25 protein-coding genes are annotated in these 24,266 nt (G+C 69.5%); 9 read left to right on the plus strand and 16 right to left on the minus strand.

Translation table 11 applies throughout. From position 1 onward, the window contains the following. Nucleotides 1-41 precede the first annotated feature (41 nt). A complete protein-coding gene (locus ACFQMF_RS06650) occupies nucleotides 42-632 on the minus strand; it encodes a hypothetical protein (RefSeq protein WP_256409354.1) in 591 nt (196 codons plus the stop codon). 149 nt (nucleotides 633-781) lie between these two features. On the opposite strand from ACFQMF_RS06650, the gene ACFQMF_RS06655 reads away from it, so the two are divergent. Continuing rightward, nucleotides 782-1,312 carry a halocyanin domain-containing protein gene (locus ACFQMF_RS06655; protein WP_256409355.1) on the plus strand — a complete coding sequence of 177 codons (531 nt, stop codon included), beginning with the start codon at nucleotides 782-784 and terminating at the stop codon, nucleotides 1,310-1,312. An 86-nt stretch (nucleotides 1,313-1,398) separates the two neighbouring features. Here ACFQMF_RS06655 and ACFQMF_RS06660 read toward each other — a convergent pair whose 3' ends face one another. Continuing rightward, the gene (locus tag ACFQMF_RS06660) at nucleotides 1,399-1,917 is read right to left on the minus strand and encodes a hypothetical protein (RefSeq protein ID WP_256409356.1); all 519 of its coding nucleotides are present in this window, start codon (nucleotides 1,915-1,917) and stop codon (nucleotides 1,399-1,401) included. A 239-nt stretch (nucleotides 1,918-2,156) separates the two neighbouring features. Here ACFQMF_RS06660 and ACFQMF_RS06665 point away from each other — a divergent pair, with 239 nt between their 5' ends. Further along, a complete protein-coding gene (locus ACFQMF_RS06665) occupies nucleotides 2,157-2,432 on the plus strand; it encodes a cytochrome C oxidase subunit IV family protein (RefSeq protein WP_256409357.1) in 276 nt (91 codons plus the stop codon). Between the two features lie 127 nt (nucleotides 2,433-2,559). Further along, a complete protein-coding gene (locus tag ACFQMF_RS06670; RefSeq protein ID WP_256409358.1) occupies nucleotides 2,560-3,309 on the plus strand; it encodes a GNAT family N-acetyltransferase in 750 nt (249 codons plus the stop codon). A gap of 40 nt (nucleotides 3,310-3,349) precedes the next feature. On the opposite strand, the gene ACFQMF_RS06675 is transcribed toward ACFQMF_RS06670, so the two are convergent. Beyond that, nucleotides 3,350-4,342, minus strand: a complete 993-nt coding sequence (locus tag ACFQMF_RS06675; protein WP_256409359.1) for an NAD-dependent epimerase/dehydratase family protein — start codon at nucleotides 4,340-4,342, stop codon at nucleotides 3,350-3,352. 73 nt (nucleotides 4,343-4,415) lie between these two features. Continuing rightward, nucleotides 4,416-4,562, minus strand: a complete 147-nt coding sequence (locus ACFQMF_RS06680) for a hypothetical protein (RefSeq protein ID WP_256409360.1) — start codon at nucleotides 4,560-4,562, stop codon at nucleotides 4,416-4,418. A gap of 79 nt (nucleotides 4,563-4,641) precedes the next feature. On the opposite strand from ACFQMF_RS06680, the gene ACFQMF_RS06685 reads away from it, so the two are divergent. Further along, nucleotides 4,642-5,136 (plus strand): zinc ribbon domain-containing protein, encoded by a 495-nt coding sequence (locus tag ACFQMF_RS06685; RefSeq protein WP_256409361.1) that lies wholly within the window; start codon nucleotides 4,642-4,644, stop codon nucleotides 5,134-5,136. Nucleotides 5,137-5,221: 85 nt separating this feature from the next. Here ACFQMF_RS06685 and ACFQMF_RS06690 read toward each other — a convergent pair whose 3' ends face one another. Both ACFQMF_RS06690 and coxB read right to left on the minus strand, forming a co-directional pair. After that, nucleotides 5,222-7,720 (minus strand): cbb3-type cytochrome c oxidase subunit I, encoded by a 2,499-nt coding sequence (locus ACFQMF_RS06690; protein ID WP_256409362.1) that lies wholly within the window; start codon nucleotides 7,718-7,720, stop codon nucleotides 5,222-5,224. After that, nucleotides 7,717-8,490, minus strand: coding sequence for a cytochrome c oxidase subunit II (gene coxB, locus ACFQMF_RS06695; RefSeq protein WP_256409363.1), 774 nt, complete (start codon nucleotides 8,488-8,490; stop codon nucleotides 7,717-7,719). The genes ACFQMF_RS06690 and coxB overlap by 4 nt, the downstream gene beginning before the upstream one ends. A gap of 184 nt (nucleotides 8,491-8,674) precedes the next feature. Between coxB and ACFQMF_RS06700 the strand changes: the two genes are divergently transcribed. Next, nucleotides 8,675-9,130 (plus strand): hypothetical protein, encoded by a 456-nt coding sequence (locus ACFQMF_RS06700; RefSeq protein ID WP_256409364.1) that lies wholly within the window; start codon nucleotides 8,675-8,677, stop codon nucleotides 9,128-9,130. Between the two features lie 142 nt (nucleotides 9,131-9,272). Here ACFQMF_RS06700 and ACFQMF_RS06705 read toward each other — a convergent pair whose 3' ends face one another. Beyond that, nucleotides 9,273-9,473, minus strand: coding sequence for a VNG_1110C family protein (locus ACFQMF_RS06705; RefSeq protein ID WP_256409365.1), 201 nt, complete (start codon nucleotides 9,471-9,473; stop codon nucleotides 9,273-9,275). A 247-nt stretch (nucleotides 9,474-9,720) separates the two neighbouring features. On the opposite strand from ACFQMF_RS06705, the gene ACFQMF_RS06710 reads away from it, so the two are divergent. Further along, nucleotides 9,721-10,830 (plus strand): OBG GTPase family GTP-binding protein, encoded by a 1,110-nt coding sequence (locus ACFQMF_RS06710; protein WP_256409366.1) that lies wholly within the window; start codon nucleotides 9,721-9,723, stop codon nucleotides 10,828-10,830. Between the two features lie 39 nt (nucleotides 10,831-10,869). Here the strand turns inward: ACFQMF_RS06710 and ACFQMF_RS06715 are convergent, their stop codons facing one another. After that, nucleotides 10,870-12,015, minus strand: a complete 1,146-nt coding sequence (locus ACFQMF_RS06715; protein ID WP_256409367.1) for an acyl-CoA dehydrogenase family protein — start codon at nucleotides 12,013-12,015, stop codon at nucleotides 10,870-10,872. Between the two features lie 188 nt (nucleotides 12,016-12,203). On the opposite strand from ACFQMF_RS06715, the gene ACFQMF_RS06720 reads away from it, so the two are divergent. Next, the gene (locus tag ACFQMF_RS06720; RefSeq protein ID WP_256409368.1) at nucleotides 12,204-13,001 is read left to right on the plus strand and encodes an RIO1 family regulatory kinase/ATPase domain-containing protein; all 798 of its coding nucleotides are present in this window, start codon (nucleotides 12,204-12,206) and stop codon (nucleotides 12,999-13,001) included. A gap of 56 nt (nucleotides 13,002-13,057) precedes the next feature. Here the strand turns inward: ACFQMF_RS06720 and ACFQMF_RS06725 are convergent, their stop codons facing one another. The 6 genes from ACFQMF_RS06725 to ACFQMF_RS06750 form a co-directional block, all read right to left on the minus strand. Beyond that, nucleotides 13,058-13,993, minus strand: a complete 936-nt coding sequence (locus tag ACFQMF_RS06725) for a DMT family transporter (RefSeq protein ID WP_256409369.1) — start codon at nucleotides 13,991-13,993, stop codon at nucleotides 13,058-13,060. Nucleotides 13,994-14,105: 112 nt separating this feature from the next. Further along, nucleotides 14,106-14,858 (minus strand): ABC transporter ATP-binding protein, encoded by a 753-nt coding sequence (locus ACFQMF_RS06730; protein WP_256409370.1) that lies wholly within the window; start codon nucleotides 14,856-14,858, stop codon nucleotides 14,106-14,108. Beyond that, nucleotides 14,855-15,643 carry an ABC transporter ATP-binding protein gene (locus ACFQMF_RS06735; RefSeq protein ID WP_256409371.1) on the minus strand — a complete coding sequence of 263 codons (789 nt, stop codon included), beginning with the start codon at nucleotides 15,641-15,643 and terminating at the stop codon, nucleotides 14,855-14,857. Before ACFQMF_RS06735 ends, ACFQMF_RS06730 begins: the two co-directional genes overlap by 4 nt. Continuing rightward, a complete protein-coding gene (locus ACFQMF_RS06740) occupies nucleotides 15,636-16,817 on the minus strand; it encodes a branched-chain amino acid ABC transporter permease (RefSeq protein ID WP_256409372.1) in 1,182 nt (393 codons plus the stop codon). The genes ACFQMF_RS06735 and ACFQMF_RS06740 overlap by 8 nt, the downstream gene beginning before the upstream one ends. Further along, complete coding sequence (locus ACFQMF_RS06745) at nucleotides 16,814-17,773, minus strand: branched-chain amino acid ABC transporter permease (protein ID WP_256409373.1); 960 nt, start codon at nucleotides 17,771-17,773, stop codon at nucleotides 16,814-16,816. The genes ACFQMF_RS06740 and ACFQMF_RS06745 overlap by 4 nt, the downstream gene beginning before the upstream one ends. 8 nt (nucleotides 17,774-17,781) lie before the next feature. Then, the gene (locus tag ACFQMF_RS06750) at nucleotides 17,782-19,101 is read right to left on the minus strand and encodes an ABC transporter substrate-binding protein (RefSeq protein WP_256409374.1); all 1,320 of its coding nucleotides are present in this window, start codon (nucleotides 19,099-19,101) and stop codon (nucleotides 17,782-17,784) included. Between the two features lie 182 nt (nucleotides 19,102-19,283). Here ACFQMF_RS06750 and ACFQMF_RS06755 point away from each other — a divergent pair, with 182 nt between their 5' ends. Then, on the plus strand, nucleotides 19,284-20,150 hold the full coding sequence (locus ACFQMF_RS06755) for a proline dehydrogenase family protein (protein WP_256409375.1): 867 nt from the start codon (nucleotides 19,284-19,286) through the stop codon (nucleotides 20,148-20,150). Nucleotides 20,151-20,888: 738 nt separating this feature from the next. Here the strand turns inward: ACFQMF_RS06755 and ACFQMF_RS06760 are convergent. Next, complete coding sequence (locus tag ACFQMF_RS06760; RefSeq protein WP_256409376.1) at nucleotides 20,889-21,626, minus strand: helix-turn-helix domain-containing protein; 738 nt, start codon at nucleotides 21,624-21,626, stop codon at nucleotides 20,889-20,891. A gap of 89 nt (nucleotides 21,627-21,715) precedes the next feature. Here ACFQMF_RS06760 and ACFQMF_RS06765 point away from each other — a divergent pair, with 89 nt between their 5' ends. Then, complete coding sequence (locus ACFQMF_RS06765; RefSeq protein ID WP_256409377.1) at nucleotides 21,716-23,236, plus strand: aldehyde dehydrogenase family protein; 1,521 nt, start codon at nucleotides 21,716-21,718, stop codon at nucleotides 23,234-23,236. Nucleotides 23,237-23,297: 61 nt separating this feature from the next. On the opposite strand, the gene ACFQMF_RS06770 is transcribed toward ACFQMF_RS06765, so the two are convergent. Then, nucleotides 23,298-24,230: a transcriptional regulator TbsP domain-containing protein gene (locus tag ACFQMF_RS06770; protein WP_256409378.1), complete on the minus strand. Its 933-nt coding sequence runs from the start codon at nucleotides 24,228-24,230 to the stop codon at nucleotides 23,298-23,300. Between the last annotated feature and the right edge of the window lie 36 nt (nucleotides 24,231-24,266).

Genomic DNA, 24,266 nt, shown 5'->3' on the forward strand with positions numbered 1-24,266 from the left:
CCGCGGTCGACGGTCTCCATGCCGGCGCCCCGGCCGACCGGTCACGGGAACTCGACGAGGTCGTCGTCGACGCCCCGGAGGCTCTCCGCCAGCCGCGACTCCGGCGGCACGGCGTCGAGGAACGCCTCGGAGCCGAACGGGGCGTCCCCGTTGACCGACGCCATCCCGAGGTCGGCGGGATCGCCGTCGAGCCCCGTGAGGAACGCGACGGTGCGGACCGCCGGAACGTCCTCCACGCGGGCCGCGACGTCGACGGAGCCGTACAGCGACCGGTGCGTGGCCACGTGGTGGACGCAGGTCGGCGTCGGCGCGAACAGGAGCAGGTAGCGCGCGCCCGGCTCGGTGCGGCCCAGCTTCGGCCGGAGCGCGTGCCGGTCGTCGGCGTGGAAGTACCGCTCCATCCGCCGGTACTGGCGCAGGACCTCGTTCGCGCCGGTCGCGCGGCGCACGGCCGCGTCGGCCTTGAGCTCGATCACGTGGTCGACGCGCTCGGGCGTCCGCAGCCGGACGTAGGCGTCGACGACCCCGCGCCGCCCGTCGGCGTCGTACGGCTCCTCCAGCCGCACCTCGGGGTCGTCGCGGGCGGCCGCGTAGTGGTCGACGACGCGCGTCGCCAGCTCGTCCTCCCGCATACGTCGCGACCTCGGTGCCGCCGGCGAATAAAGGCGCCGACGGCGCGGCCGCGGTCCCTCGCTCCGAGGAACCACTTAACCCCTCTGACCGTTCCGACGATCCGGGGCGTAGCAAGAGGTATGTAAGGGTCGAACCCCTACCTCCGACGATGTCTGACAGACTGAGTAGACGGCGGTACGTCGCCGGAACCGGAGCCGCGCTCGCCCTGGGAACGCTCGCCGGCTGTTCCGGCGGCGGGGGCGGCGGTGACGGCGGTGACGGGTCGGACGGTTCCGACGGCGGCTCGGGCGGCGCGGGGGAGGCCCTCGACGACGTCCCGAGCGAGATCGACGACTACCTCGCGGACGCCCGGATGTACGAAGGCACCATCGCCGACTACACCGGTCAGGACGAGGTCACCGTCGCCGTCGGCGCCGGCGACATCGGCTACGCGTTCGATCCCCCGGCGATCCGAATCGACTCCAGCACGACCGTCGTCTGGGAGTGGACCGGCCAGGGCGGCGCTCACAACGTCGCCTCCGTGGAGGCGTCCGAGTCCGACTTCAACAGCGGTAACGCGGTCGCCGAGGAGGGAACGACCTTCGAGCAGTCGTTCGACAACACCGGGATCCAGCTCTACCAGTGCACGCCGCACCAGGCGAACGGGATGCTCGGCGCCATCGAGGTCGTCGAGGCCTGACGCCGGGCCGATCTCGCAGCGGTTCCCGATTTTTCCGACGGCGCCGACACCGACGCCGAGCCGGACGGCCGCGGGTCCGGCCCCGACTACGGGAGGAACGACCAGCGCACGTCGACGATCCGGTCGTGCTCGGTCGTCACGGTCGGCCGCGCGAGGTGGTCGTTCGCGTTGACTCCCGCCTCCGCCAGCCGCGCGAGGGCGTCTTCGAGCGACCGGTCCGATCGCTCGACCGCGGCGTCGCGCTCGTACGGCGCGTCGATCGGCTCGTCGGGCGCGTTCGCGACGTCGACCTCGTCCGCGAGGGCGGCGCCGATCGCGCGCGGCGGCTGGTGGAAGTGCCAGCCGCGGACCGTGAGGAACAGCCAGACGTCGCCGTTGATCGCGTGGTACTCCCCGGTGACGCGCGATCCCTCGTGGGCGACGATCCGCGACAGGACCGCGGTCTTCGTCCGGTAGAGGGCGTCCTTGCGGGCCGAACGGACGTTGCTCTCGGTGACGTCGCCGCGGTCGTAGGCCGCGGTCGCCTCGTCGGCGAACCGCTTCGCGACCTTGTTGACGACGTACAGCGATTCGAGCAGGTCGTCCGTCGGTTCGAGCGGGTCCACGGTGAGTCCTCGGTCGGAGGTGTCACCGCCAGTTCGGCGCGTCGACGACATAGGCGTTTCGGGGGCTCCCGGGGCACGAGCGCGCGCCGAAGCGAAAGGCCGAGCGACCACCGAAACGAGGGCCGAGCGATCGCGGAAGCGAAGGACCGAGCGATCGCGGAAGCGAAGGACCGAGCGATCGCGGAACGGGGACCGGATGGTTAATTCTTTAAGCGCACGGACGAAGGTGGTGGCAAGCAATGTCGGACGACTCGCTCAAACTCTACACAGCGATATACGTCGCGCTCCTGATCGCGGCGACGCTGAACTTCATTCTCTTCGAGGCCACGTTCATCGAGTTCACGTACGCCCAGGCGCTCGGCGGGACGCTGGTGATCGCGACGGTCAAGACGCTGCTCATCGTCGCCTACTTCCAGCACCTCCGGTGGGAGAACCGCTCGCTCACCTACGTGATGGCGCTCGCGCTCGCGCTCACGATGCTACTGATGGCCGCCGCGACCTACTCCATCTCGTAGCGCAGTCGCCTCCGTTCTCCGGCCCGCTCCGTCTTCCGACCTCCTCCGTCTCCAGACGCCCCCGATCGATCCGGTAGTTCTGACACGTTCGGACGTGTTTTTTGTGCCCGTGCGCGAAGGGTATCGTATGGAACTCCGCGACGCCACCGCAGACGACGTCGACGCGATCCGAGAAGTCGCCCGCGAATCGCTGATCGCCTCCTACGGTCACGCGGTCGACGAGGCGCTGCTCGCCGAGGCGGTCGACGAGTGGTACGACCGGGACGACCTCGTCGCGGACATCGACGACGGGACGACGGTGTGTCCCGTCGCCGTCGTCGACGACGCCGTGGTCGGGTTCGCCGAGAGCTACGTGGTCGGGCGGCGCGAGCGGGTCGGCGAGATCGACTGGCTCCACGTCCACCCGGACCACCGGGGCTCCGGCATCGGCTCCGCGCTCCTCGAACGCGTCGAGGCGGAGCTCCGGGACGCCGACGTCGACCGCATCGAGGCGCGGGTCCTCGTCGCCAACGAGGTCGGGACCGCGTTCTACGAGGGCGAGGGGTACGAGCTGGTCGGCGAGCGGCGCGTGGAGATCGGCGAGGAGACGTTCGACGAGCGCGAGTACCGCAAACAGGTCAGCCGCCTGACGGGCATCTCTGAGGGCACCGTCGAGACGGCCGCCGGCGACACCGTCTACGTCGCCTTCGACGAGAGCGAGCGCGGCTCCGACGGTCCCTTCTACGTCGCCTACGCCGACCCCGACCGAGAGCGGCGCTACGGCTACTTCTGCGGGAACTGCGAGGGGACCGACGTCGCCATCGACACGATGGACCGCATGGAGTGCGGCGACTGCGGGAACCGGCGGAAGCCGTCGCGCTGGGACGCCGCCTACTGAGCCGCGCGCGTCGCACCGCCTCGACCCGTAGCGATCCCCGCTACAGCGTCTCCTTCACGCCAAGCACCCGCTCCTCAGCCTCGCGTCCGGGGTCCCACTCGCTCCCGTCGCGCTCGGCCTCCCGGTGCTCGGCGACGGTCCGCGCCATCGCCTCGTCGACCGGGGTCGACTCCCAGCCGAGGTCGGCGAGCGCGCACGTGTCGAGCAGGTGGGGGTACTCCCGGTAGAGCGGGAAGTCGTCGGGTTCGAGCCCGCCGGCCGCGAGCGCGTCGGCGCTCGCCGGCACGACCTCGGGATCGGCCCCGGCGGCCTCGGCGATCGCGTCCAGCGTCTCTTCGAGGGTGAACGCCCGCCGGTCGCCGACGTTGTAGGCGGCGCCGGGGTCGCCGCGCTCGGCGGCGATTCGGAGCGCGCTCGCCACGTCCTCGACGTACGCGCGGTGCCAGAGGTTCTGGCCGTCGCCGGGGACGACGACGCGGTCGTGCGAGAGCACGCGGTCGATCCAGTAGTCGAGCCGCTCCGTGTAGTCGTACGGCCCGTAGACGACGCAGGGCCGGACCGCGGTCGCGCTGACGCCCTCCTCGGCGGCCTCGAACACGATCCGGTCGCCCTCGGCCTTCCGGTTCCCGTACGTCTCGTCGCTCTCGTCGGTCGCCTGTTCGTCGGTACACGGCTCTAGCGGCGTCTCTCCCTCGCGCTTGGGGATCTCCTCGGCGGCGTAGCTCGACCCCGACGAGACGTACACGTAACCGTCGACGTCGGCGAAGACGTCGACCGCAGTCGCCACGTCGTCGGGGCGGTAGGCGACGCAGTCGATCACGACGTCGGGCTCCGCGGAGAGCTTCGCCGTGCGCAGGGCGCGCTCGCTCGTCCGGTCGCCCTCGACGTGCGTCACGCGGTCGTCGTCGGCGAAGGGGTCCTCGCGGTTGCCGCGGTTGAGCATCGCCACGTCGTAGCCGTTCGCGAGCAGGTCGGAGACGGTGTGTCGCCCGATGAACCGGGTGCCGCCGACGACGAGCGCCGTGTCGGTCATACGGGATCTGGGTCCGACGCACTCAAAAGCGTGACCGAACCGAAACGGGTCGCGCAGCCGGGAGGCCGACGACTCAGTCGCCGTACTTCGACCGCGGTCCGTCGCCGCGCCAGCGCCGGTAGAGGAGGTACGCTATCCCGAGCCCGAGGAACCACGTCCCGACCCCGAACACCGCGTATCCGATCCCGATCAGGAAGTCGCCGGCCGGGAATCCGAGCATATCTCGACTCGGCGTCTCGGCAACATAAACGCTCCGAGCGAGGGGCAGTTACACGGTCCCGAAGGTCGTATCCCGCCCCATGACAGACCGCAGCCGCCGTCGGCCGTGGCTCGCCGCGCTGCTGGCGCTCGTCGTCTCCGGGCTCGGGCACGCCTACCTCCGCCGCTGGGCTCGCGCGCTCGGCTGGTACGTCGCGGTCACCGCGGCGGTCGTCGCGCTCGTTCCCGACGCGGCGGTCGACGGACTGATCGCCGGCGACGTGCCGCCGCTCGCCGACGTCGCGCCGGCCGTGCTCGTCGTCGCCGCCAGCGTGATCGACGCGTACGTCACGGCGCACCGACAGAACCGCGAGTACGAACGCGAACGGCGGACGGCGTCGGAGCCGGCCGATCGGGAGGCGTCGGCGGAGCGGATGGACGCCGCGTCGGGAACGAGCGCAACGACCGAGCCTCGGGACCCGCCGGCGTCCGACGAGACGCCCGACGCGGACGCGGCCCCGTGTCCGCACTGCGGCCGCGAGACCGATCCGTCCTTCGACTTCTGTCAGTGGTGCGCCGAGCCGATCGACGAGTGAGGTCGACCGAGAGAGCGACGCGCGAGCTATCGGAACGCGGTCGGCCTAGAAAAGAACCGTCGGAAACGGGACCGCGACCGCCGCCTCAGAAGAGGTAGAACAGCGGGAAGATGAACACCCAGACGATGTCGACGAAGTGCCAGTAGAGGCCGAAGTACTCCACCGGCCGCTCGTCGTCCATGTAGTGGCCCTGGTAGGCCCGGACGAACAGGTAGCAGGCGATCAGGAGTCCCCCGACGACGTGGATGCCGTGAAGTCCCGTGGTGACGTAGTAGATCGACGCCTGCACCGGGTCGCCGTACGGGTTCTGCGCGATGAGGACGCCCACGTCGTATATCTCGTGGTGCCACTCCCACATCTTGATCGCCAGGAAGGTGAACCCGAGCAGGATCGTCGCGCCGAGCGAGGCCAACAGCCCCTTCCGGCTCTCTCGGTGGGCCGCGACGAGCGCCAGGATCACCGTGAACGAGGAGGTGATCAGCACGAACGTGTTGATGAGCCCCGGGAGTGACTCCGTCAGCGGCTCCCACGTCATCCAGCCGGCGTTGTACCGGACGAAGATGGCCGCCGAGAGGAACGCCCCGAAGACGATGACGTCGGACGCTAGGAAGAACCACATCCCCAGCTTCACCTTCTCGACGCCGTTGAACGGCCACCGCTCGGCGAACTCGCTCGGTGGCGCGTAGAAGTCCTCTAACCCCCACATCACGCCGGACGCGACCAGCCCGACGAAGCCGACGAGGATGAACGTCGGGTAGAGGAAGCTCGAAATCTCGACGCTCGTCGACGCGAGCGACTCGCCGACGATGAACGTGACCGAGTCGGCGAACCCGGAGAGCCCGAACATGAAGAACGCGGTCATCAGCGAGAGGGCGAACGGCCAGATGCTCGCGTGGCTCGGGTGTTTGTCCCAGTACGGGTACTCCTTGATGTGGTCCGAGTGCGTGTCGCCGCCGTCGGTCGCGGCGTTCCCGTCGCCGTCGGTCTTCACCGCGGGCCCGCCGTCGGGGACGAAGTCCTTCACGAACTCGAGCTTCCCGGACGCGTACGACGGCCGGTTCGGCCAGTTTTCGAGCGGCGGCGGCGAGGAGACCGCCCACTCGGCGGTCCGCGAGTAGTCCCACGGGTTGTCGCCCGCCTCGGGGCCGGAGACGTACGACTTCGCGAAGTTGTAGAACATGATAAAGAAGGAGAACCCGAGGATGAACGCCCCGATCGTCCCGATCTGGTGGAACGACTGGAACTCGGGGTTGTACTCGAAGACGCGGCGCGGGGTCTCCCAGGCGAGGAACATGGAGAAGTACACCATGTTGAAGCTGACGAAGAAGATCACGAAGTGGAGCTTCCCCAGCAGCTCGTCGTACATCTTCCCCGTGATCTTCGGGAACCAGTAGTAGGCCCCGCCGAACAGCGCCGTCGCCCCCCCGAACATCACGTAGTGGAAGTGCGCGACCACCCAGTAGGTGCCGCGGAACTCGTAGTCGAGGACGATGGCGCCGAGGAACACCCCGGTGATGCCCCCGAGAATGAACAGCAGGAGCGCGCCGAACGCGAAGAGGAACGGCGTCGTGAACTGGATCCGCCCCTTGATCAGCGTGTAGATCAGCGAGAAGACGACGAGGTCGAAGGGGAGCGAGATGCCGATGGTTGTCGCCATCATCAGCGTCTTGATCTCCAGGTTGATCGTCGTGAGGAACATGTGGTGCATCCACACGAGGAACGACTGGACGGAGATGAGACAGATGGAGATGATGACCCACTTCCGGCCGACGAGCCGGCGGCCGGAGAACGTCTGGAACAGCTCCAACATGACGCCGAGCGCCGGGAAGAAGACGATGTACACCTCCGGGTGACCGAAGAACCAGAACAGGTGCCCCCACAGGAGGGAGCCGCCCTCAGTCGCCGAGAAGTACACCGAGCCGAGCACGCGGTCGGCGGCGAGGATAAGCCCCGCGGCGAGCATCGCGGCGAACGCGAACAGCATCATCCACACGGTCGCGAGGATGCTCCACGTGAACATCGGCATGTCCATGATCCCCATCCCCTCGGCGCGCGAGTGGTGGATCGACACGAGGAAGTTCACCGACGAGGCGGTGACTCCGATGATGAACACCGCGAGCGCGAGGACTGCCCCCGTCGACCCGATGCTCGGCGTGTACATCGGGATGTTGAGCGGGGCGTACATCGTCCAGCCGGCGCTCAGCGTGCCGCCCTGGAAGAAGCTGACTCCCAGCAGTACGCCGGAGAACAGGTACATCCAGTACGAGAGCGCGTTCAGCCGCGGGAAGGCCAAGTCGTCGGCACCGATCTGGAGCGGGACGAAGTAGTTCGCGAAGCCGAAGGCGAACGGCGAGAGGAACCAGAACACCATTATCAGCCCGTGGGCCGTCACCGCTTCGTTGTACGCGAGTCCGGAGAGCACCTGGTTCGCGGGGTCCCAGAGCTGAACGCGGATCAGCAGCGCCAGCACGCCGCCGAACAGCAGGAAGAACAGCGCGGTGATCGTGTAGAGGATGCCGACGTCCTTGTGGTTCGTCGTCACGAGCCAGCGCTTGACGGAGGTCGTCGGCGGGAGCTCGCTCACGCGGGAACACCCCCAACGGCGGCGCTCACGCTCGCGCTGGAGGAGTTACCCTCCGCGGCGTCGCCGCCCGTCTCCTCGTACCACTCCCGCCACTCGTCCTGCGGGAGGACCGTGATCTGCCCTTTCATCGCCGAGTGCCCCTGTCCGCACAGCTCGAAGCACTCGACCCTGTACGTCGCCTCACCGCCCTGCGCCTCGACCTCCTCGGAACTCACGGAGAACCAGTTGGAGTTGGTCTCTCCGGGGATAGCGTCGGATTTTATCCGCAACTCCGACGAGCCGAAGTTGTGCCAGACGTCGCGTGAGGTCACCTCGATGTCGATGCGCTGGTCGGCCGGCACGACCATCTCGCCGGTCGTGGTGTGACCGTTCGGATACTCGTACTCCCAGCCGAACTGATACCCCTCGACGAGGATCTCGATATCGCCCTCGTCACCCGTGTCGGGGCCCTCCTCGACGTAGAGGAGGATGCCGTACGCGTACACGACGAGACTGATGACGACGATCGCGCTCAGCCCGAACGACAGGAACAGCTTCTTCGCCTTCGGACCGCCCTGTCCCGTCGGGAGTTCGCCGACCGTCGGCGCGTCGAAGCTCTCTTTCGGTTCGCCTCCGTCGTCGCGGTACTTGTACACGTTCCACAGCGTGTATGCGACGACGATCGTCCCGACGAGCGTCCCGAGCGCGAGGAAGACGAAGAATATCTCCTCGAACACCTCCGCCTGCGCGCGCCAGTCGCCCCCGGGTTGCAGGATAATTGGATCTATCATGTTCCTCTATCAGCTCTTGACTCACACTTGGCGATGGCACACTTAGCTCTTGTGTAGCGCGACCGGAAACCCCGTGTCCGCCCCCCGATCCGACGCCTCTCCGACGGGGACGAAGAGCCGATCCGAACGCGTATACGAAGGCTATTTGTACACGCGAACGGACCGCCTAACAACGAACCCCACCATGGTCTCACTCACGCTCTTGAGCACGGCACTAATGGGGCTGCTCGCCGCGGCCACCTTCCTCGCCGTCGCGAAGGTCGGCGCGCGGCGGACGGCGCCCGGGACGGACGCGTCGCACGACAGATACGCCGTCGTCGTCGGCGCGCTCCGCGACTTCGTCCGCCGGCCGGTCGTGTGGGCCGTCACCTTCGTCGTCGTCACGGTCGGCATCGGCGCTGTCGCGCTGCTCGCGGTCGGCAGCTTCGGGCTCCCGGAGGGGCTTTCCGGCAGCCTCCTCGGCGTCACCTACGCCGCGGTCGGGCTGCTCGTGACCGGCTTCGTCTTCCTCGGCGCCTACTTCAGCGCCCGGGGGCGCGGGCTCGGGAACGCGCACGGCGTCGCGGCGGGCTCGTTCGCCGCGGGGCTCGTCTTCCTCGTCCTCATCGCGGTCCAGCTCCTCGTCGGCGTCATCGGCTGAGTGCGGTCCCGTCGATCCGTTCCCGTCGCGCCCCGCGAGACGACCGCGTCCCGGTCAGCGTCTCAGATCTCCTCGGCGAACGGTCGGCGAAGAAACCGCGACCCGGCGACCGCGACTCCCTTCCCGGACCGCGCCGACCTCCCTACGCGACCGCGACGCCGTTCCGCGCGAGGAAGTCGCTCGCGGCCTTGATCTCGACCGGGCTGCCGATGATCCGACAGTAGCCGTCGGCCTCCACGACCGTCACGGTGAACCGCTCCCGGAACCGCCCGCCGATGCCGTCGAGGGCGCGACACGGGAGGACGATCTGCGTGCTGTCACGGAGGCTCGACGGATCGGGCATTCGACGTGCGTGTGGGTCGCGCGTGGCGGATAATAACCGTATCGAAGTATCGACACGATCGCGGCCGACTCGCACGGACCGTCGAGACGGACTCGAACGGACCGCCGCGAGAGTCGCACGGACCGCCGCAGCGGGCGGATCCCGGAGGGCTCTCGCGGACCGCGGCGGCCGGTCCCCGACCGGTCTGCGAACCCTCCGACGGACCGAAGGAACACCTTTAACGAGGCGAACGGCCGACAGTACGCCAATGGGACTGGAAGAGGAGATCGAGGACCTCCGCGAGGAGATCGCCGAGACGCCCTACAACAAGGCCACGGAGGCCCACATCGGGCGCCTGAAGGCGAAGCTCGCGGAGAAGAAGGAGAAGCTGGAGAACCAGTCCTCCGCCGGCGGCGGCCACGGCTATGCGGTCGAGAAGCACGGCGACGCCACGGTCGCCTTGGTCGGGTTCCCGAGCGTGGGCAAGTCCACCCTCATCAACGCCCTCACCAACGCCGACAGCGAGGTCGGCTCCTACGAGTTCACGACGCTCGACGTCAACCCCGGCATGCTGAAGTACCGCGGCGCGAACATCCAGATCCTCGACGTGCCGGGGCTGATCGAGGGCGCCGCGGGCGGCCGCGGCGGCGGGAAGGAGGTGCTCTCGGTCGTCCGGACCGCAGACCTCGTGGTGTTCATGCTCTCCGTCTTCGAGATCGAGCAGTACGACCGGCTCCGCGAGGAGCTGTACGCGACCAACATCCGCCTCGACACGGAGCCGCCGAACATCAACATCCGGAAGACGCACAAGGACGGGCTCGGCGTGACGATGAGCGACGAGGTGAGCCTCGACGAGGAGACGGTCAAGCAGGTGCTCCGCGAGTACGGGTACGTCAACGCGAAGGTGACGATCCCCCACGACCTCACGATCGACGAGCTCGTCGACGCCGTGATGGACAACCGGGAGTACCTCCCGTCGATGGTCACGGTGAACAAGGCCGACCTCATCGACAGGAGCTACCTCCCGACCGTCAAGGAGGAGCTCCGCGAGCGCGACCTCGACCCCGACGACGTGCTCTTCATCTCCGCCGAGAAGGAGCTCGGGCTCGACGGGCTCAAGGAGCGCCTCTGGGAGGAGCTCGGCGTCATCCGGATCTACATGGACAAGCCCGGCCGCGGCGTCGACTACGAGGAGCCGCTCATCCTCTTCGAGGGCGACACGGTCGGCGACGCCTGCGCGAAGATCGGCGGGGAGTTCGACGAGCGGTTCAAGTTCGCGCGCGTCTCCGGCCCGAGCGCGAAACACGACGACCAGCAGGTCGGGAAGGGCCACGAGCTGGCCGACGAGGACGTGCTCCGGATCGTCGCGCGGAAGTGAGGGCGCGACCGCTCGGCGGTCGCGGAAGCGGCTCGGAGGCTACAGCCCGAGCTCCCGGCCGAGCACCACGTGCTGGATCTCGCTCGTCCCCTCGCCGATCTCCATCAGCTTCGCGTCGCGGTAGAAGCGCTGCGGCGCGAAGTCCGTGGTGTAGCCGTAGCCGCCGAGCGTCTGGACCGCCTCCTCGGCCACCTCGCGGGCCGCCTCGCTGGCGTCGAGCTTCGCCAGCGACGACTCCCTCGTCACCGACTCGCCGGCGTCGTACCTCGTCGCCGCCTTATGCGTGAGCAGCCGCGCGCGCTCCGTCTGCCGGTGCATGTGGACGACCTTGTCGCGGATCGTGTCGAACTTCGCGATCGGCTTCCCGAACTGCTCGCGCTCGCCGGCGTACTCCTTGGCCGCTTCGTACGCCCCCTGCGCGAGCCCGACCGACAGCGCCGCGATGGAGATCCGGCCGCCGTCCAGCGTCTTCATCGTCTGCGTCCACCCCTCGCCCTCCTCGCCGAGCAGCCGGTCCGCCGGGATCCGCACGTCGTCCAGCCTGATCTCGCAGGTCGGCGAGGAGTTGAGCCCCATCTTGTCCCAGACGGTCGCGATCTCGAACCCGTCGTCGTCGGGGTCGACGATGAACGTCGAGATCCCGTCGTAGCCGGCGTCCGGGTCGGTGACGGCCTTCACCAGCACGCTGTTGGCGACGTTCGCGTTCGTGATGAACTGCTTCGTCCCGTTCAGCACGTACTCGCCGGCGTCGGCGTCGAACTCGGCGGTCGTGTCCATGTCGGAGGCGTCGGAGCCGCTGCCGGGCTCGGTGAGCGCCCACGCGCCGATCTCGCCGCCCTCGGCGAGGGGTCGGAGCCATTCCTCCTTCTGCTCGTGGGTCCCGAACAGCTCGATCGGCTTCGCGCCGAGGGAGGTGTGGGCGGCGTACGAGAGGCCGATCCCGCCCGAGACGCGGCCGAGCTCCTCGGTGACGAGGGCGTACATGAGCTGGTCGCCGCCGAGCCCGCCGTACTCCTCGCTCACGGGGACGCCCATCATATCGAGGTCGTTCAGGTCGGCGAAGACCTCGTCGGGGAACCGGTGCTCGTCCTCGATCTCCTGAGCGATCGGCCGGATCTCCTCCTCGCAGAACTCCCGGACGGTGTCGCGTATCATCCGGTGTTCCGCGGGTAGCTCGAAGTCCATGGGCAAGAATTGCGACCCGCCGGCATAAACGATGCGAACGACCGTGATCGATTCTACGCGCTCGCCCCCGCCTCCCGGTCGCGCGCCCGCCTCACCTCTCGGTCGCGAGCCCGTCTCGGCCCCCAACCGCGCCTCCGGGCGCCGACCGGGGACGCCACTTATGTCCCGTCGCCGCGTTCGGTCTCCACATGGAGCTCCGCCGGCTCGTGCGCGGTCGCGTGGACTGGCCCGACATCGAGCGGGTCGTCCGGGAGCTGGCGGACCGGTACGACCGCGACGGGATGCGGGTGCGGTTCCTCGACGCCGACAACTGGCTGTCGACGCCGATGGTCGTCGACGACGACCTGTTCGTGAAGGTGATCACGAGACAGAACACGCTCGTCCACACGCTGTTCACCACCGGGCGGAACCTCGGGGCCGTCTCCGCCGGCACCGAGGGCTTCTTCGAGCGCTACGAGACGCCCTACGAGATGGCCCGCCACGAGCTGGAGGCGACTCGCAGGGTGAGGGGGCTCGGCGTCAACGCGCCGGAGCCGATCGAGGCGCTGGAGGTCGGCGACCTCGGCGTCGTCGTCTTGGAGTACCTCCCCGAGTTCCGGACGCTCGACGAGCTCGACCGGGCGGCGGTCGCCGAGCTGGCGCCCGCGCTGTTCGCGACGCTCCGGACCATCCACGACGCCGGGCTCGCCCACGGCGACCTCCGGGCGGAGAACGTCCTCGTGCGGGACGGCGAGCTGTACGTCATCGACGCGACGAGCGTGAGCGAGGCGGGCCGCGAGTCGGCGCGGTCGTACGACCTCGCGAGCGCGCTCGCGGCGCTGGAACCCCTGATCGGCGCGCCCGACGCGATCGGCGCCGCGCTCGGCGGCTACTCGACCGACGAGCTGCTCGCGGCCCGGCGGTTCCTCGACTTCGTCGCGATCCGCCCCGACCACGACTTCGAGGCCGCGGAGCTGAAGGGGGAGTTGGAGAAGCGGACGGCGTAGGGGTCGGGGACCCGTCGGCGTCCGCAGTCGGGGGTCCCGCGGCCGCGACTCCCGGCTCACCCCGCGGTCGGGTCCGGCGACTCGTCGGGCGGCTCGGCGCGCTCCCGGCTGACGATCCAGATGCCGACGGCCATCAGCGCGCCGCCGGCGAGGAACCCCGGACCGAGCGCCTCGCCCAGCAGCGCCGCGCCGAGCGCCGCCCCGACGACGGGCTGCGCGAAGAAGAACGCGGCGACGGTCCCGGCGGAGACGTACTCCAGGCCCTTGTACCAGAGGAACCACGCCGCCGCCGTCGACGCGACGCCGAGGTACAGCACGGCGCCGGCCGACTCGACGGTCAGCGGGAGGTCGGCGGGCGAACGGCCGAGGTACCACAGCTCGCCGCCGGCGAGAACCCCCAGCATCGGGACGCTCGCCAGCGAGGAGTACGTCGCCGCGCGGAGCGCCCCGTGGCGCCTGACCGCCCGGAGCCCCCAGACGGTGTAGCCGGCCCACGCCGCGCTCGCGACGAGCAGCAGCCCCACCCCGAGGAGGTTGCCGGCGGCGACCGACGCGAGCTCGTACCGCCCGGCGAGGACGACCGCGGTGCCGACGCCCGCGAGCGCCATCCCGGCCGCCTTCGTCGCCGTGACGCGCTCGCCGAGCACGAGCGCGCCGAGCGCGACGGTGAACACGGGCGTCAACACCGTCAGCAGCGACCCCTGGCTGGCGTTCGTCAGCTCGGTGCCGACGAACTGGGTCGCGACCGTCAGGGTCACCCACCCGCCGAGCGCCGCGAACGTCGCCCACTCGTCGCGCGGCGGCGCGACCCCGCCCCGGCCGGCGACGACGAGCCAGAGCGCCGCGGCACCCAGCGCGACCCGGAGGAACCCGAGCGTCACGGGCGGGATCAGCGCGAACCCCCACTTGCTGACGACGTACATCCCGCCCCACAGCGCCGCGGCTGCGAGCGGGGCGAGCGCGAACGCGTACCGTCCGAGCGTGGTCGTCATGGCGTGGGGCGAGCGGCCGAGTCGCGGTCCGTTCGCGGAAGGTCGGCGTCGGGTGTTGAAGACGGCGATACGGATCGGAGCCGGCGAGGAGTCGATCGCCGCGGACGGAGGCTCAGCCGCCCAGGTACAGCTGGGAGACCTCCTCGTCGTTCAACAGCTCCTCCGGGGTGCCCTCGAACCGGACGGTCCCCTGGTCGAGGACGTAGCCGCGGTCGGAGATGCCGAGCCCCTTCGTCACGTTCTGCTCGACCATGAGGATCGCCGTGTCCATGTCGTTGACCTCCTGAACGTCCTCGAACACGTCGTCCGCGGTGTTGGGCGCGAGCCCCGCGGACGGCTCGTCGATGAGGAGCACGTCGGGCTCCATCACCAGGGCCCGCGCGAACGCCAGCACCTGGCGCTGACCGCCGGAGAGCGTCCGCGCCTTCGAGCCGCGCTTCTCGTCGATGATCGGGAACCGGTCGTAGAGGGTCTCGATCACCTCGTCGAGGCCGCCCTCGCGGGCCACGCCCCCCATCCGCAGGTTCTCGTCGATCGTCAGCGAGCCGAACACGTTGTCGGTCTGGGGGACGTAGCCGATCCCCTCGCGGACGATCTCCTCGGGCGGCATCCCGCCGATCTCGCGGCCGTGGTACTCGACGGTCCCCGTCCACGGGGTCAACATCCCGAACGCCGTCTTGAGCACCGTCGACTTCCCGGCGCCGTTCGGGCCCACGAGACAGACGATCTCGCCCGGATCGAGCCGGATCGAGCAGTCGTCGAGCACCTGTACCTCGCCGTACCCGCCGTCGACGTTCGACAGCGAGAGCACGGGATCGGTCCCGTCGTGACCCCCGTTCGCGGGGCCGGTCGCCTCGTCGCTCATGTGCCGCCTCCGAGGTACGCGTCGACGACGCGGTCGTCGCTGCGGACCCCCTCCGGCGTCCCCTCGGTCAGGACGTGCCCCTGATCGAGGACGACGATCGGGTCCGCTACGTCCATCACGAACTCCATGTCGTGCTCGATGAGCAGGAACGTCGTCCCCTGCTCGTTGAGCCGCCGGATCTGTTCTTTCAGCTTCTTCGCGAGCGTCGGGTTCACCCCCGCCACCGGCTCGTCGAGCAGGAGGATCTCCGGCTCGGCGAGCATCGCCCGCGCGAGCTCGACGAGCTTCATCTGGCCGCCGGAGATGTCGGTCGCCGGCTGCGTCGCGAGGTGGTCGATCTCGAACTCCGCCAGGATCCGCTCCGCCTCGGCGAGGTTCGCCGACTCGCTCTCGCCGACCGACCCGGGCGACGCGAACAGCCTGAGGAACGACTCGCCGGGCTGGTTCCGCGGCCCGACCAGCATCGCCTCCCGGACCGTCATCCCCTCCAGCTTGCGCGGGGTCTGGAACGTCCGAACGAGCCCGTGCTCGGCGACCTCGTACGGCTCCATCCCCGTCACGTCGGTCCCGTTCACCTCCACGGTCCCCCCGTCGGGCTCGTAGAAGCCGGAGATGAGGTTGAACAGCGTCGACTTCCCGGCGCCGTTCGGGCCGATGAGCCCGGTGATGGTGCCGCGCTCGACCGCGAACGTCGCGTGGTCGGTCGCCGCGAGCCCGCCGAACGACTTCTGGAGGTCGTCGACGCGCAGGACGGCGTCGTCCTTCGGGAGGGCGCCCTCACTCACCGCCCTCACCTCCCTTCCGGTCGCGGACGCCGGTGTCGGGCGTCTCGGGCGCCCCCCGACCGTCGACCGCGCTCGGCCAGATCAGCTCGCGCTGCGGCGGGAGGATTCCCTGCGGCCGGTAGCGCATCACGGCGACGATCACGACCCCAATCAGCAGCAGCCGCAGCGGCGCGGGGTCGATCGGCAGCGCCACGTCGTTCAAGAATCGGGTCCCCTCGCGGATGGTGACGATGACGATGCCGCCGAACAGCGCCCCGCGGTTGGAGCCGCTGCCGCCCAAGATCACGGCGACCCACGCGTAGAACGTCGTGATCGGGTCGAGGTCGCCCGGCCCGACGTAGAGGTTCAGGTGCGTGTAGAAGACGCCGGCAAGCGCCATGATCAGGCTCCCGATGACGAACGACTGCATCTTGAACGAGTAGGTGTCCTTGCCGAGCGCCCGGGCGAGGTCCTCGTCGGAGCGGATCGTGCGCAGCACCCGCCCCCACGGCGACCGGTGCGCGCGCCGGAGGACGAAGTACGCGCCCCCCGCGAACGCGAGCACCAGCAGGACGTTCAGCGACGCCTGCCAGAACGCGGTCTCCAGGATCACCGGCGACCCGGGGATCACCTCCACCCGGAGCCCGGGCATCACCTCCGGGAACGTCGAGAGCACCGGCCACCCGGCGAAGAAGCCGGGGATACCGCGGACCCCAGCGCTGCCGTTCGTGAGCCAGCGCTCGTTGAGCACGACCAGCCGCACGACCTCCGCGAGCCCGAGCGACGCGATGGCGAGGTAGTCCGCCCGGAGCCGGAGCGTCGGGACTCCGATCAAAAGCGCCAGCGCGAACGCGGCGGCGAGCGCGACGACGAGCCCGACGAGGGGGTTGAACCCGCCCGCGACCGGCGACCCGCTCGCGGTCATCAGCGCGGAGCCGTACGCGCCGATCCCGAAGAAGGCGGCGACGCTGAAGTTGATCAGGCCGGTGAACCCCCACTGGGCGTTCAGCCCGAGCGACAGCAGGGCGTACATCCCCGCCAGTCCGACGAGGAACAGGAAGTACGTCGGGCCGAGCGCGCCGGTGAGCAGCGCGGCGAGCAGGAACAGCAGGAACGCGGCGCTGACGCCGAGCACCCACCCCTCCGGGCGGGTCAGGTCGTCGACCGCCCCCCGCGGACCGTCGAGGAGGCTCACGTCGCCCCCTCCCCGGCGATCCCGTTCGGCCGGACGAGCAGCACCGCGACCATGATCAGGAACGCGATCGCGTTCGCGTACTCGATGGTGACCAGGTTCTCCAGGGCGGTCGCGAGCCACCCCGGCCAGATCGGTAACGCCTCGATCACGTCGGAGAAGAACGGTGTGAGCTGGTTTATCATGCCGATGAGGAAGCCGCCCGCCATCGCGCCGTAGACGGAGCCGATCCCGCCGAGGATCACCGCCGCGAAGATCACCAGCAGGAGGTTGAACCCCATCCGCGGCGAGAGCTGGTTGAACAGGCCGAGGAAGACGCCGCCCGCGCCCGCGAGCCCGGCGCCGATGACCCACGTCCACAGCTTCACGCGCTTCGTTCGGATACCGCTGACGCGGGCGAGGTCCGGGTTGTCCGCCATCGCGCGCATCTTCCGGCCCAGGTCGGTGTACTGTAACAGGACGTGGAGCCCGACGACGAGCACCACCGCGGAGCCGACGATCGCGACGTCGTGGAGCGTTATCCGGACGCCGTACGGCACCAGCGACTCGATCGGTCGCAGCGGCCGCAGGTCGAACCGGGTGAAGTCGGAGCCGAACCGGATCTGGATCAGCGCCCGGTAGATGAACGCGATCCCGATCGACGTGATCAGCAGGCCGATCGAGTCGACGTCGAGCGGCTCGTAGATGAGCTTCTCGGTGCCGACCGCGACGACCGCCGCGACGGCGATGCCGGCGACCAGGGCGACGAAGAAGCCGTACGGGAGCCCCAGCACGGCCCCCCCGAGCCCGCCGACGGCGCCGAAGGTCACGAGCGCCGCGTACGCGCCGATCGTCATCGTGTCGCCGTGCGCGAAGTTCGCGAAGTCCGCGATGCTGTACACGAGCGACAGCCCGATGCTCCCGAGGACGATGATGCTGCTGAAGACCAGCCCGTTGGCCAGGTATCCGAGGACGGTCATCGGTGCTATCAGCCTTCGATGAAGTCGATGCCCTCGTACGCGTGGTCCTGGACCTCCAGGACCTGGAGGAAGCCGACCGGATCCCCGTTCTCGTCGAAGTCGATGGGACCGCTGACCCCCTGGTAGTCGACGTCGTCCGGGCCGCCGCCGTCGGCGAGGATCTCGCTCGCGGCCTCGAACGACGTCACCTCCTCGCCTTCCGGGCCGGAGACCCGTCGCACCGTCTCCTGAAGCGCCGCGCCGGTGAACTCGTCGGCGGCCTGGATCGCGAGCGCGGCGTTGATCACGCAGTCGTACGCGTACGCCGCCCACGAGGTCGGCTGCCGGTCGTACTCCGACTCGAAGGCGTCGGCGAACGACTGGTAGTTCTCCTCCTCGATCGGCGCGGAGGGGACGACGATCTTCATCCCGTCGATGCTCCCCTCGGGGGTGTTCTCCAGCACGTTGTCGCCCGAGACGGAGTCGGCGCCGTAGAACTGCGCCTCGTACCCCGACGAGAACACCTCGTTGACCATCGTCGTGAACTCCGCCTGGTAGGTGATGAACAGCCACGCGTCCGCGCCGGAGCCGTTCATCTCCGAGACGACGCTGGAGTAGGACTGCTGCTCCTGGTCGTGGGGCGTGTTGTAGACGACCTCGCCGTCGTACGCGTCGACGAACGCGTCGGTGAGGCTCTGGCCGTAGTCGTTGTTGACGTAGGTGACCGCCACCTCGTCGTAGCCGTCGTCGGCGATGAGGTTCGAGAGCGCGAGCGACTGGCTGCGGCCCGACGGCGACATCCGGAGCAGCCCCGGGAAGTCGGTGAGGTTGAGCCCGGTGGAGTTCTGGCTCAGCTGGACGACGTCGGTCCCCTCGACGACGCTCTCGTAGATGGCCAGCGAGACGCCGGAGCCGACAGCGCCGATGAGGAACGGCACGCCGTCCTGGTTGACGAGCTTCTGGGCGGCCGCGATCCCGCCCTGGTTCTCGCTCTCGGAGTCCTCGACGATCAGGTCGAGCTCCCGGCCGTCGATGCCGACCTCGTTGACGCGCTGTAAGGCGAGGTTGACGCCGCGCTGATTCCGCTCGCCGAACGCCGACAGCGACCCGGTCTGCGAGTCGACCATCCCGATCTCGTACGGGCCGGCCGACCCCCCGTCGTCGCCGTCGGAGCCGTCGCCGCCGTCCTCACCGTCCGTTCCGTCGTCGCCGCCGTCGCCGCCGTCCCCGTCGCTTCCGTCGCCGTCGTCCGTCGTGCTCAGACAGCCCGACAGGGCGACGAGTCCCGCACCGCCGGTCAGTTTCAGCAGGGTTCGCCGGTCCGCCACATCCGTGGTATCTCGTGACATATGTGACCTGATATCTCCGTGGACAGCCGGGTATCTCAACCCCGGCCCGTCCATGGTCGGGTCGATCCCATATGTTCTTTTCGTCCGGCGCGACGGTCGTGACGAGTATTTATTCACTTCAAACTGTAATGAAATAATTGGTCGGGTGCCCATATATACCGATGGGGATCCGCGGTGATCGTATGATCCCGCCCATCGCGAGCAACTTCGTCGCCGGGGAGACGCCGGAGGCGGCGCTCGCCCACGTCGAGGGGCTCAACGACCGCGGCGTGGCCGGCATCCTGAACCTGCTCGGCGAGCACTACGAGGAGCGTCCGCCCGCCGACGCCGACGCCGACGCGTACGTCGACCTCGTCGAGGCGATCGCGGAGCGCGGCGTCGACGCCTGCGTCTCCGTGAAGTCCAGCCAGATCGGGCTCGACGTCGGCGACGCCGTCTTCGAGGAGAACCTCGCGCGGATCGTCGAGGCGGCCAACTCGCCCGCGGCGACCGGATCCGACGGCCGCGGCACGTTCGTCTGGATCGACATGGAGGACCACGAGACCACCGACGTGACGCTCGACGCGTTCGAGCGCCACGCGGTCGCGACCGACGGCAACGTCGGCGTCTGCGTCCAGGCGAACCTGAAGCGGACCCGCGACGACCTCGAACGGCTCGCCGACCTCCCGGGGAAGGTCCGGCTCGTCAAGGGCGCCTACGACGAACCCGCCGAGCTGTCGTATAAAAAGAAGGCCCGCGTCGACGAGTCCTACCGCGACTGCCTCGCGTACATGTTCGAGGCGTTCGACGACGGGGTCGCGGTCGGGAGTCACGACCCGGCGATGATCGATTACGCGAAGGAGCTGCACGCCGAGCACGGCACCCCCTACGAGGTGCAGATGCTGACCGGCGTCCGGGAGTCGGCGCAGTTCGAGCTCGCGGCCGAGGACGACGTGGCGGTGTACCAGTACATCCCGTACGGCTCCAAGTGGTTCTCCTACTTCTACCGGCGGATCCGGGAGCGCAAGTCGAACGCGCTGTTCGCGCTGCGGGCGGTCGTCGGGAGCTGAGCGGGTTCGACCGAGAATCGCGCTCGGGCGTCGATCGTCGGACTCCGTCGAACCGTACTTGCGATTGAACGCGGGAGTGAGTACTGCAGATCGGTGTCTGCGTAACCGTATTTAAATAGCCGTGAGCGACGGTGACGATCGCTTATGAATGACGGATGCGGTGGCGCGCGCCTCCGAGCGGCCGCCGGTGGCGGCCGCGAGGTGCGCCGCGCGAGGGAGTCGCGAACGCCCGCAGGGCGTGAGCGACGAGGCTGGGGAGGCGTGGTGCTGTGCGGGGCGAGGCGGGACTCAAAGGGGCAGCCGCGAGGACAGCGCAGGCGACGCAAGCACTGGAGGGAGCGAACGAAGTGAGCGACCGAAGCGCGTGGTTCGAGAGAGCTTCGCTCTCTCGTCATCACGAAAGGCGCGGAGCGCCTTTCGAACGACAGCGAGCGTGCGCTGTCCTCACGGCTGGGGCTTTGGAGGAGTTCACCGCAGATCTCCTCGCGATCGATTATAACCGAGCGGCTGGGGCTTTGGAGGTGCCCACCGCGGTAGCGCCGATCAGTTATAAACAACCGACAGCAACACCGCGATTCGACTGATAAACGGCCTCGCTCACGACCTACGACACCTACTCCCGCTATCGATCGCCGCTCTGTCTGTATCGATCGCCGCTCTGTCTCTACTGGCCGCACGGGATTCGAAGGATATCGCCTATCAGAGGTCGCGACGGGGTAGGGAATCGTCGACTTCGAACTACGGGTCCAGCAGCTTCGACTCCGCCTTCCGGAGGTGTTCGAGCAGCGTCGTCTTCGAGACGCCCATGTCGTCGGCGAGCTCGCGCGTCGACGCCTGACGCGGCCACTCGTAGTACCCCGCCTCGCGGGCGTGCTCGTACACGTCCCGCTGCGTGGGCGTCAGCGTGTCGAGCCGTTGCTCGCGCGGGGTCCGGCCCGCGTGGCCCGACGACGACATCGACTCCACGGTCACCTCGGCGCCAGAGTCCGCCTGCACCGCGTCGAGCGCCTCCCGGATGTCGGTGCGCTCGCCGACGAAGCACACCTGCCACTCCTCGCGCCCGTCCTCGATCCGGACCGGCGCGCTGTGGACGAACCCGTGCTCCAGCAGCGTCGGACACACCATGTCGGCCGGGTCGTACTCCAGGAAGAACTCGCGGACGACGTTGCCCGGGGCGTCCCTCGCGCGTCCGAACCGCTCCTGCAGTTCGAGCAGGTTCCCCGCGCGGTCGGAGTCGCGGATCGCGTCGAGCAGCGCCTCGACCTCCTCGTTGGTGTCGGCGAACGCCGTGAACAGGCCGTTCACCGAGTTCGGCGCGTCGGCGTCGGTCCGCGGCGAGTTGTAGATGGCGTGCGCGAGCACGCCGCCGTCGGTCCTGCTCGTCGCCTCGATCGCCCAGCAGTTCGGGTGCCACAGGTCGAGAGTGAGCCGGGTCCCGGACCACTCGCCCGCCCCGGCCGCGTCGGTCGTTGCCATCGTTGTCGCCTCCTTGGCAGCGGATCACAAAGACTCTGCCGACCATGGTCGGGTGGGATATTTGGACGGAGCGAGGGCAAGCACCGCCTATGTCGCAGCCGTACCAACACTACGTCGACGGCGAGTGGGTCTCGGGCGCGGGCTCCGAGACCTTCGAGAGCGAGAACCCGGCGACCGGGGAGTCGCTCGGCGAGTTCCGTCGGGGGACCCCCGCGGACGTCGAGCGCGCGGTCGACGCCGCCGACGAGGCGTTCGACGAGTGGCGCGAGCTCTCCCGGATCCAGCGCGCGGAGTACCTCTGGGACGTGTACCACGAGCTCCGCGAGCGCACCGACGAGCTCGGGGAGGTCGTCACGAAGGAGTGCGGGAAGGAGATCAGCGAGGGGAAGGCCGACGTGGTCGAGGCCGCGCACATGGTCGAGTGGGCCGCGGGCGACGCCCGACACCCGAAGGGCGACATCGTCCCCTCGGAGATCCCGTCGAAGGACGCGTACATGCGCCGGAAGCCCCGCGGCGTCACCGGCTGTATCACCCCGTGGAACTTCCCGGTCGCCATCCCGTACTGGCACATGGCCATCGCGCTGGTCGAGGGCAACACCGTCGTGTTCAAGCCGGCCGAGCAGACGCCGTGGTGCGCGCAGATCATCGCGGAGATGTTCGACGACGCCGGGATCCCCGACGGCGTCTTCAACATGGTACAGGGGTTCGGCGACGCCGGCAACGCGATCGTCGAGCACGACGACGTCGAGACGGTCCTGTTCACCGGCTCGGCCGAGGTCGGCCACCACATTCAGGACAAGCTCGGCGGCGTCGCCGGCAAGCGCGCCGCCTGCGAGATGGGCGGCAAGAACGCGATCGTGATCACGGAAGAGGCGGATCTCGACGTCGCGGTCCACTCGGCCGTCATGTCCTCGTTCAAGACGACCGGCCAGCGCTGCGTCTCGTCCGAGCGCCTGATCGTCCACGCCGACGTGTACGACGAGTTCAAAGAGCGGTTCGTGGAGATCGCGGAGTCCGTCGCGGTCGGCGACCCGCTCGACGAGGAGACGTTCATGGGCCCGCTCATCGAGGCGGAGCACCACGAGAAGGTCGCCGAGTACAACGCGCTCGCCCGCGAGGAGGGCGTGAACGTCCTCGTCGACCGCACCGACCTCGACGCCGACGAGGTCCCCGACGGCCACGCGGACGGCCACTGGATCGGCCCGTTCGTCTACGAGGCCGACCCCGACGCGGACCTGCGGTGCACCCACGAGGAGGTGTTCGGGCCGCACGTCGCGCTCTTGGAGTACGAGGGCGGCATCGAGCGCGCGGTCGAGATCCAGAACGACACCGAGTACGGCCTCGCCGGCGCGGTCATCTCCGAGGACTACCGGCAGATCAACTACTACCGCGACCGCGCGGAGCTCGGGCTGGCGTACGGGAACCTCCCCTGTATCGGCGCCGAGGTCCAGCTCCCCTTCGGCGGCGTGAAGAAGTCCGGCAACGGCTACCCCTCGGCCCGGGAGGCCATCGAGGCCGTCACCGACCGCACCGCGTGGACCCTGAACAACTCGACGGAGATCGAGATGGCGCAGGGGCTCTCGGCCGACATCAAGACGAGGGACGACTGAGGGCGGTCGGCGTCGGGGCGCTCCGACCGTCCCGCCGTTCGACCGTCTATCGCTCGATCGTCTATCGCTCGACCGCGGTCGCGGCCGCCGCGACCGCTTCTCCCGGCCCGTCCGCCTCGGCGAGCGCGCCGCGGGCGACGAGCCGCTCCCGCGGCCGCCCGACCGGCTGGGGGACCGACTCCGTGCCGAGCAGCCCCGACTCTCGGAGCTTCCGCTTCACCCGCGTGAACGTCGCCGAGCTCCCGAGCCCCGCGTCCTCGAAGGCGCGGCGCAGGTCGCGGTCGAGCGCGCCGCGGCGGGCGCCGGCGACGTACGCCCGACGCCGCGCCCCGGCCAGGTCGAGGGGGTCGCCCCCGACCGCGTCGCCGCCGGGACCCTCGACGACTCCGGCGTCGAAGGCCCGCACGACGTCGTCCGCGACGGCGACGCCGCAGCGCTCCCGGACCGACTCGTACACGCGGCGGCGGCTCGGCGCCCGCGGGCGGCGCCCCTCGGCCGCCTCGACGAGCGGGACGTAGCGCTCTCGGAGCGCGGGGTCGTCGCCGACGCGGCACCACGTCGCGGTCGCGTCGCCGTCTTCCCGGCCCCCGACCGCGACGAGCACGTGACCCGTCTCTCGGCCGACGAGCGCCGGGTTCGGCTGCGGCTCCGACAGCGTTCGGAGGTCGAGAACGCCCGCCTCCGCGAGCGCCGCGAGCCGGCTCGCGCGGCGGAACTCGTCGACGACGGCGTCGATCGCGCGGTCGGTCGCGAGGACGGTGAGCGTCGGGAGCTCCGAGACGGGCGAGTCCGGCGACGGTCCCGGAGCGCCCTCGGTCGACGTCAGCCCGCGCAGCGTCGAGAGGTCCGGCTCGACGACCGCCGGCGCCGCCTCGCGGTACGCCTCGATCACCGCCGTCAACAGCGGCGGCGACGGGTCCGCGAGCACCGGGTCGGCGAGGTCCCCGATCGCCCCCCGACCGTCCGCGAACGGCAGGGTCGGTTCGGGAGGCACACGCGCACCTACGCGGCGGGCGGATTAAGAGTGGCG

Source organism: Halorubrum rutilum (genome assembly GCF_042665015.1).
GTDB classification, from domain to species: domain Archaea; phylum Halobacteriota; class Halobacteria; order Halobacteriales; family Haloferacaceae; genus Halorubrum; species Halorubrum rutilum.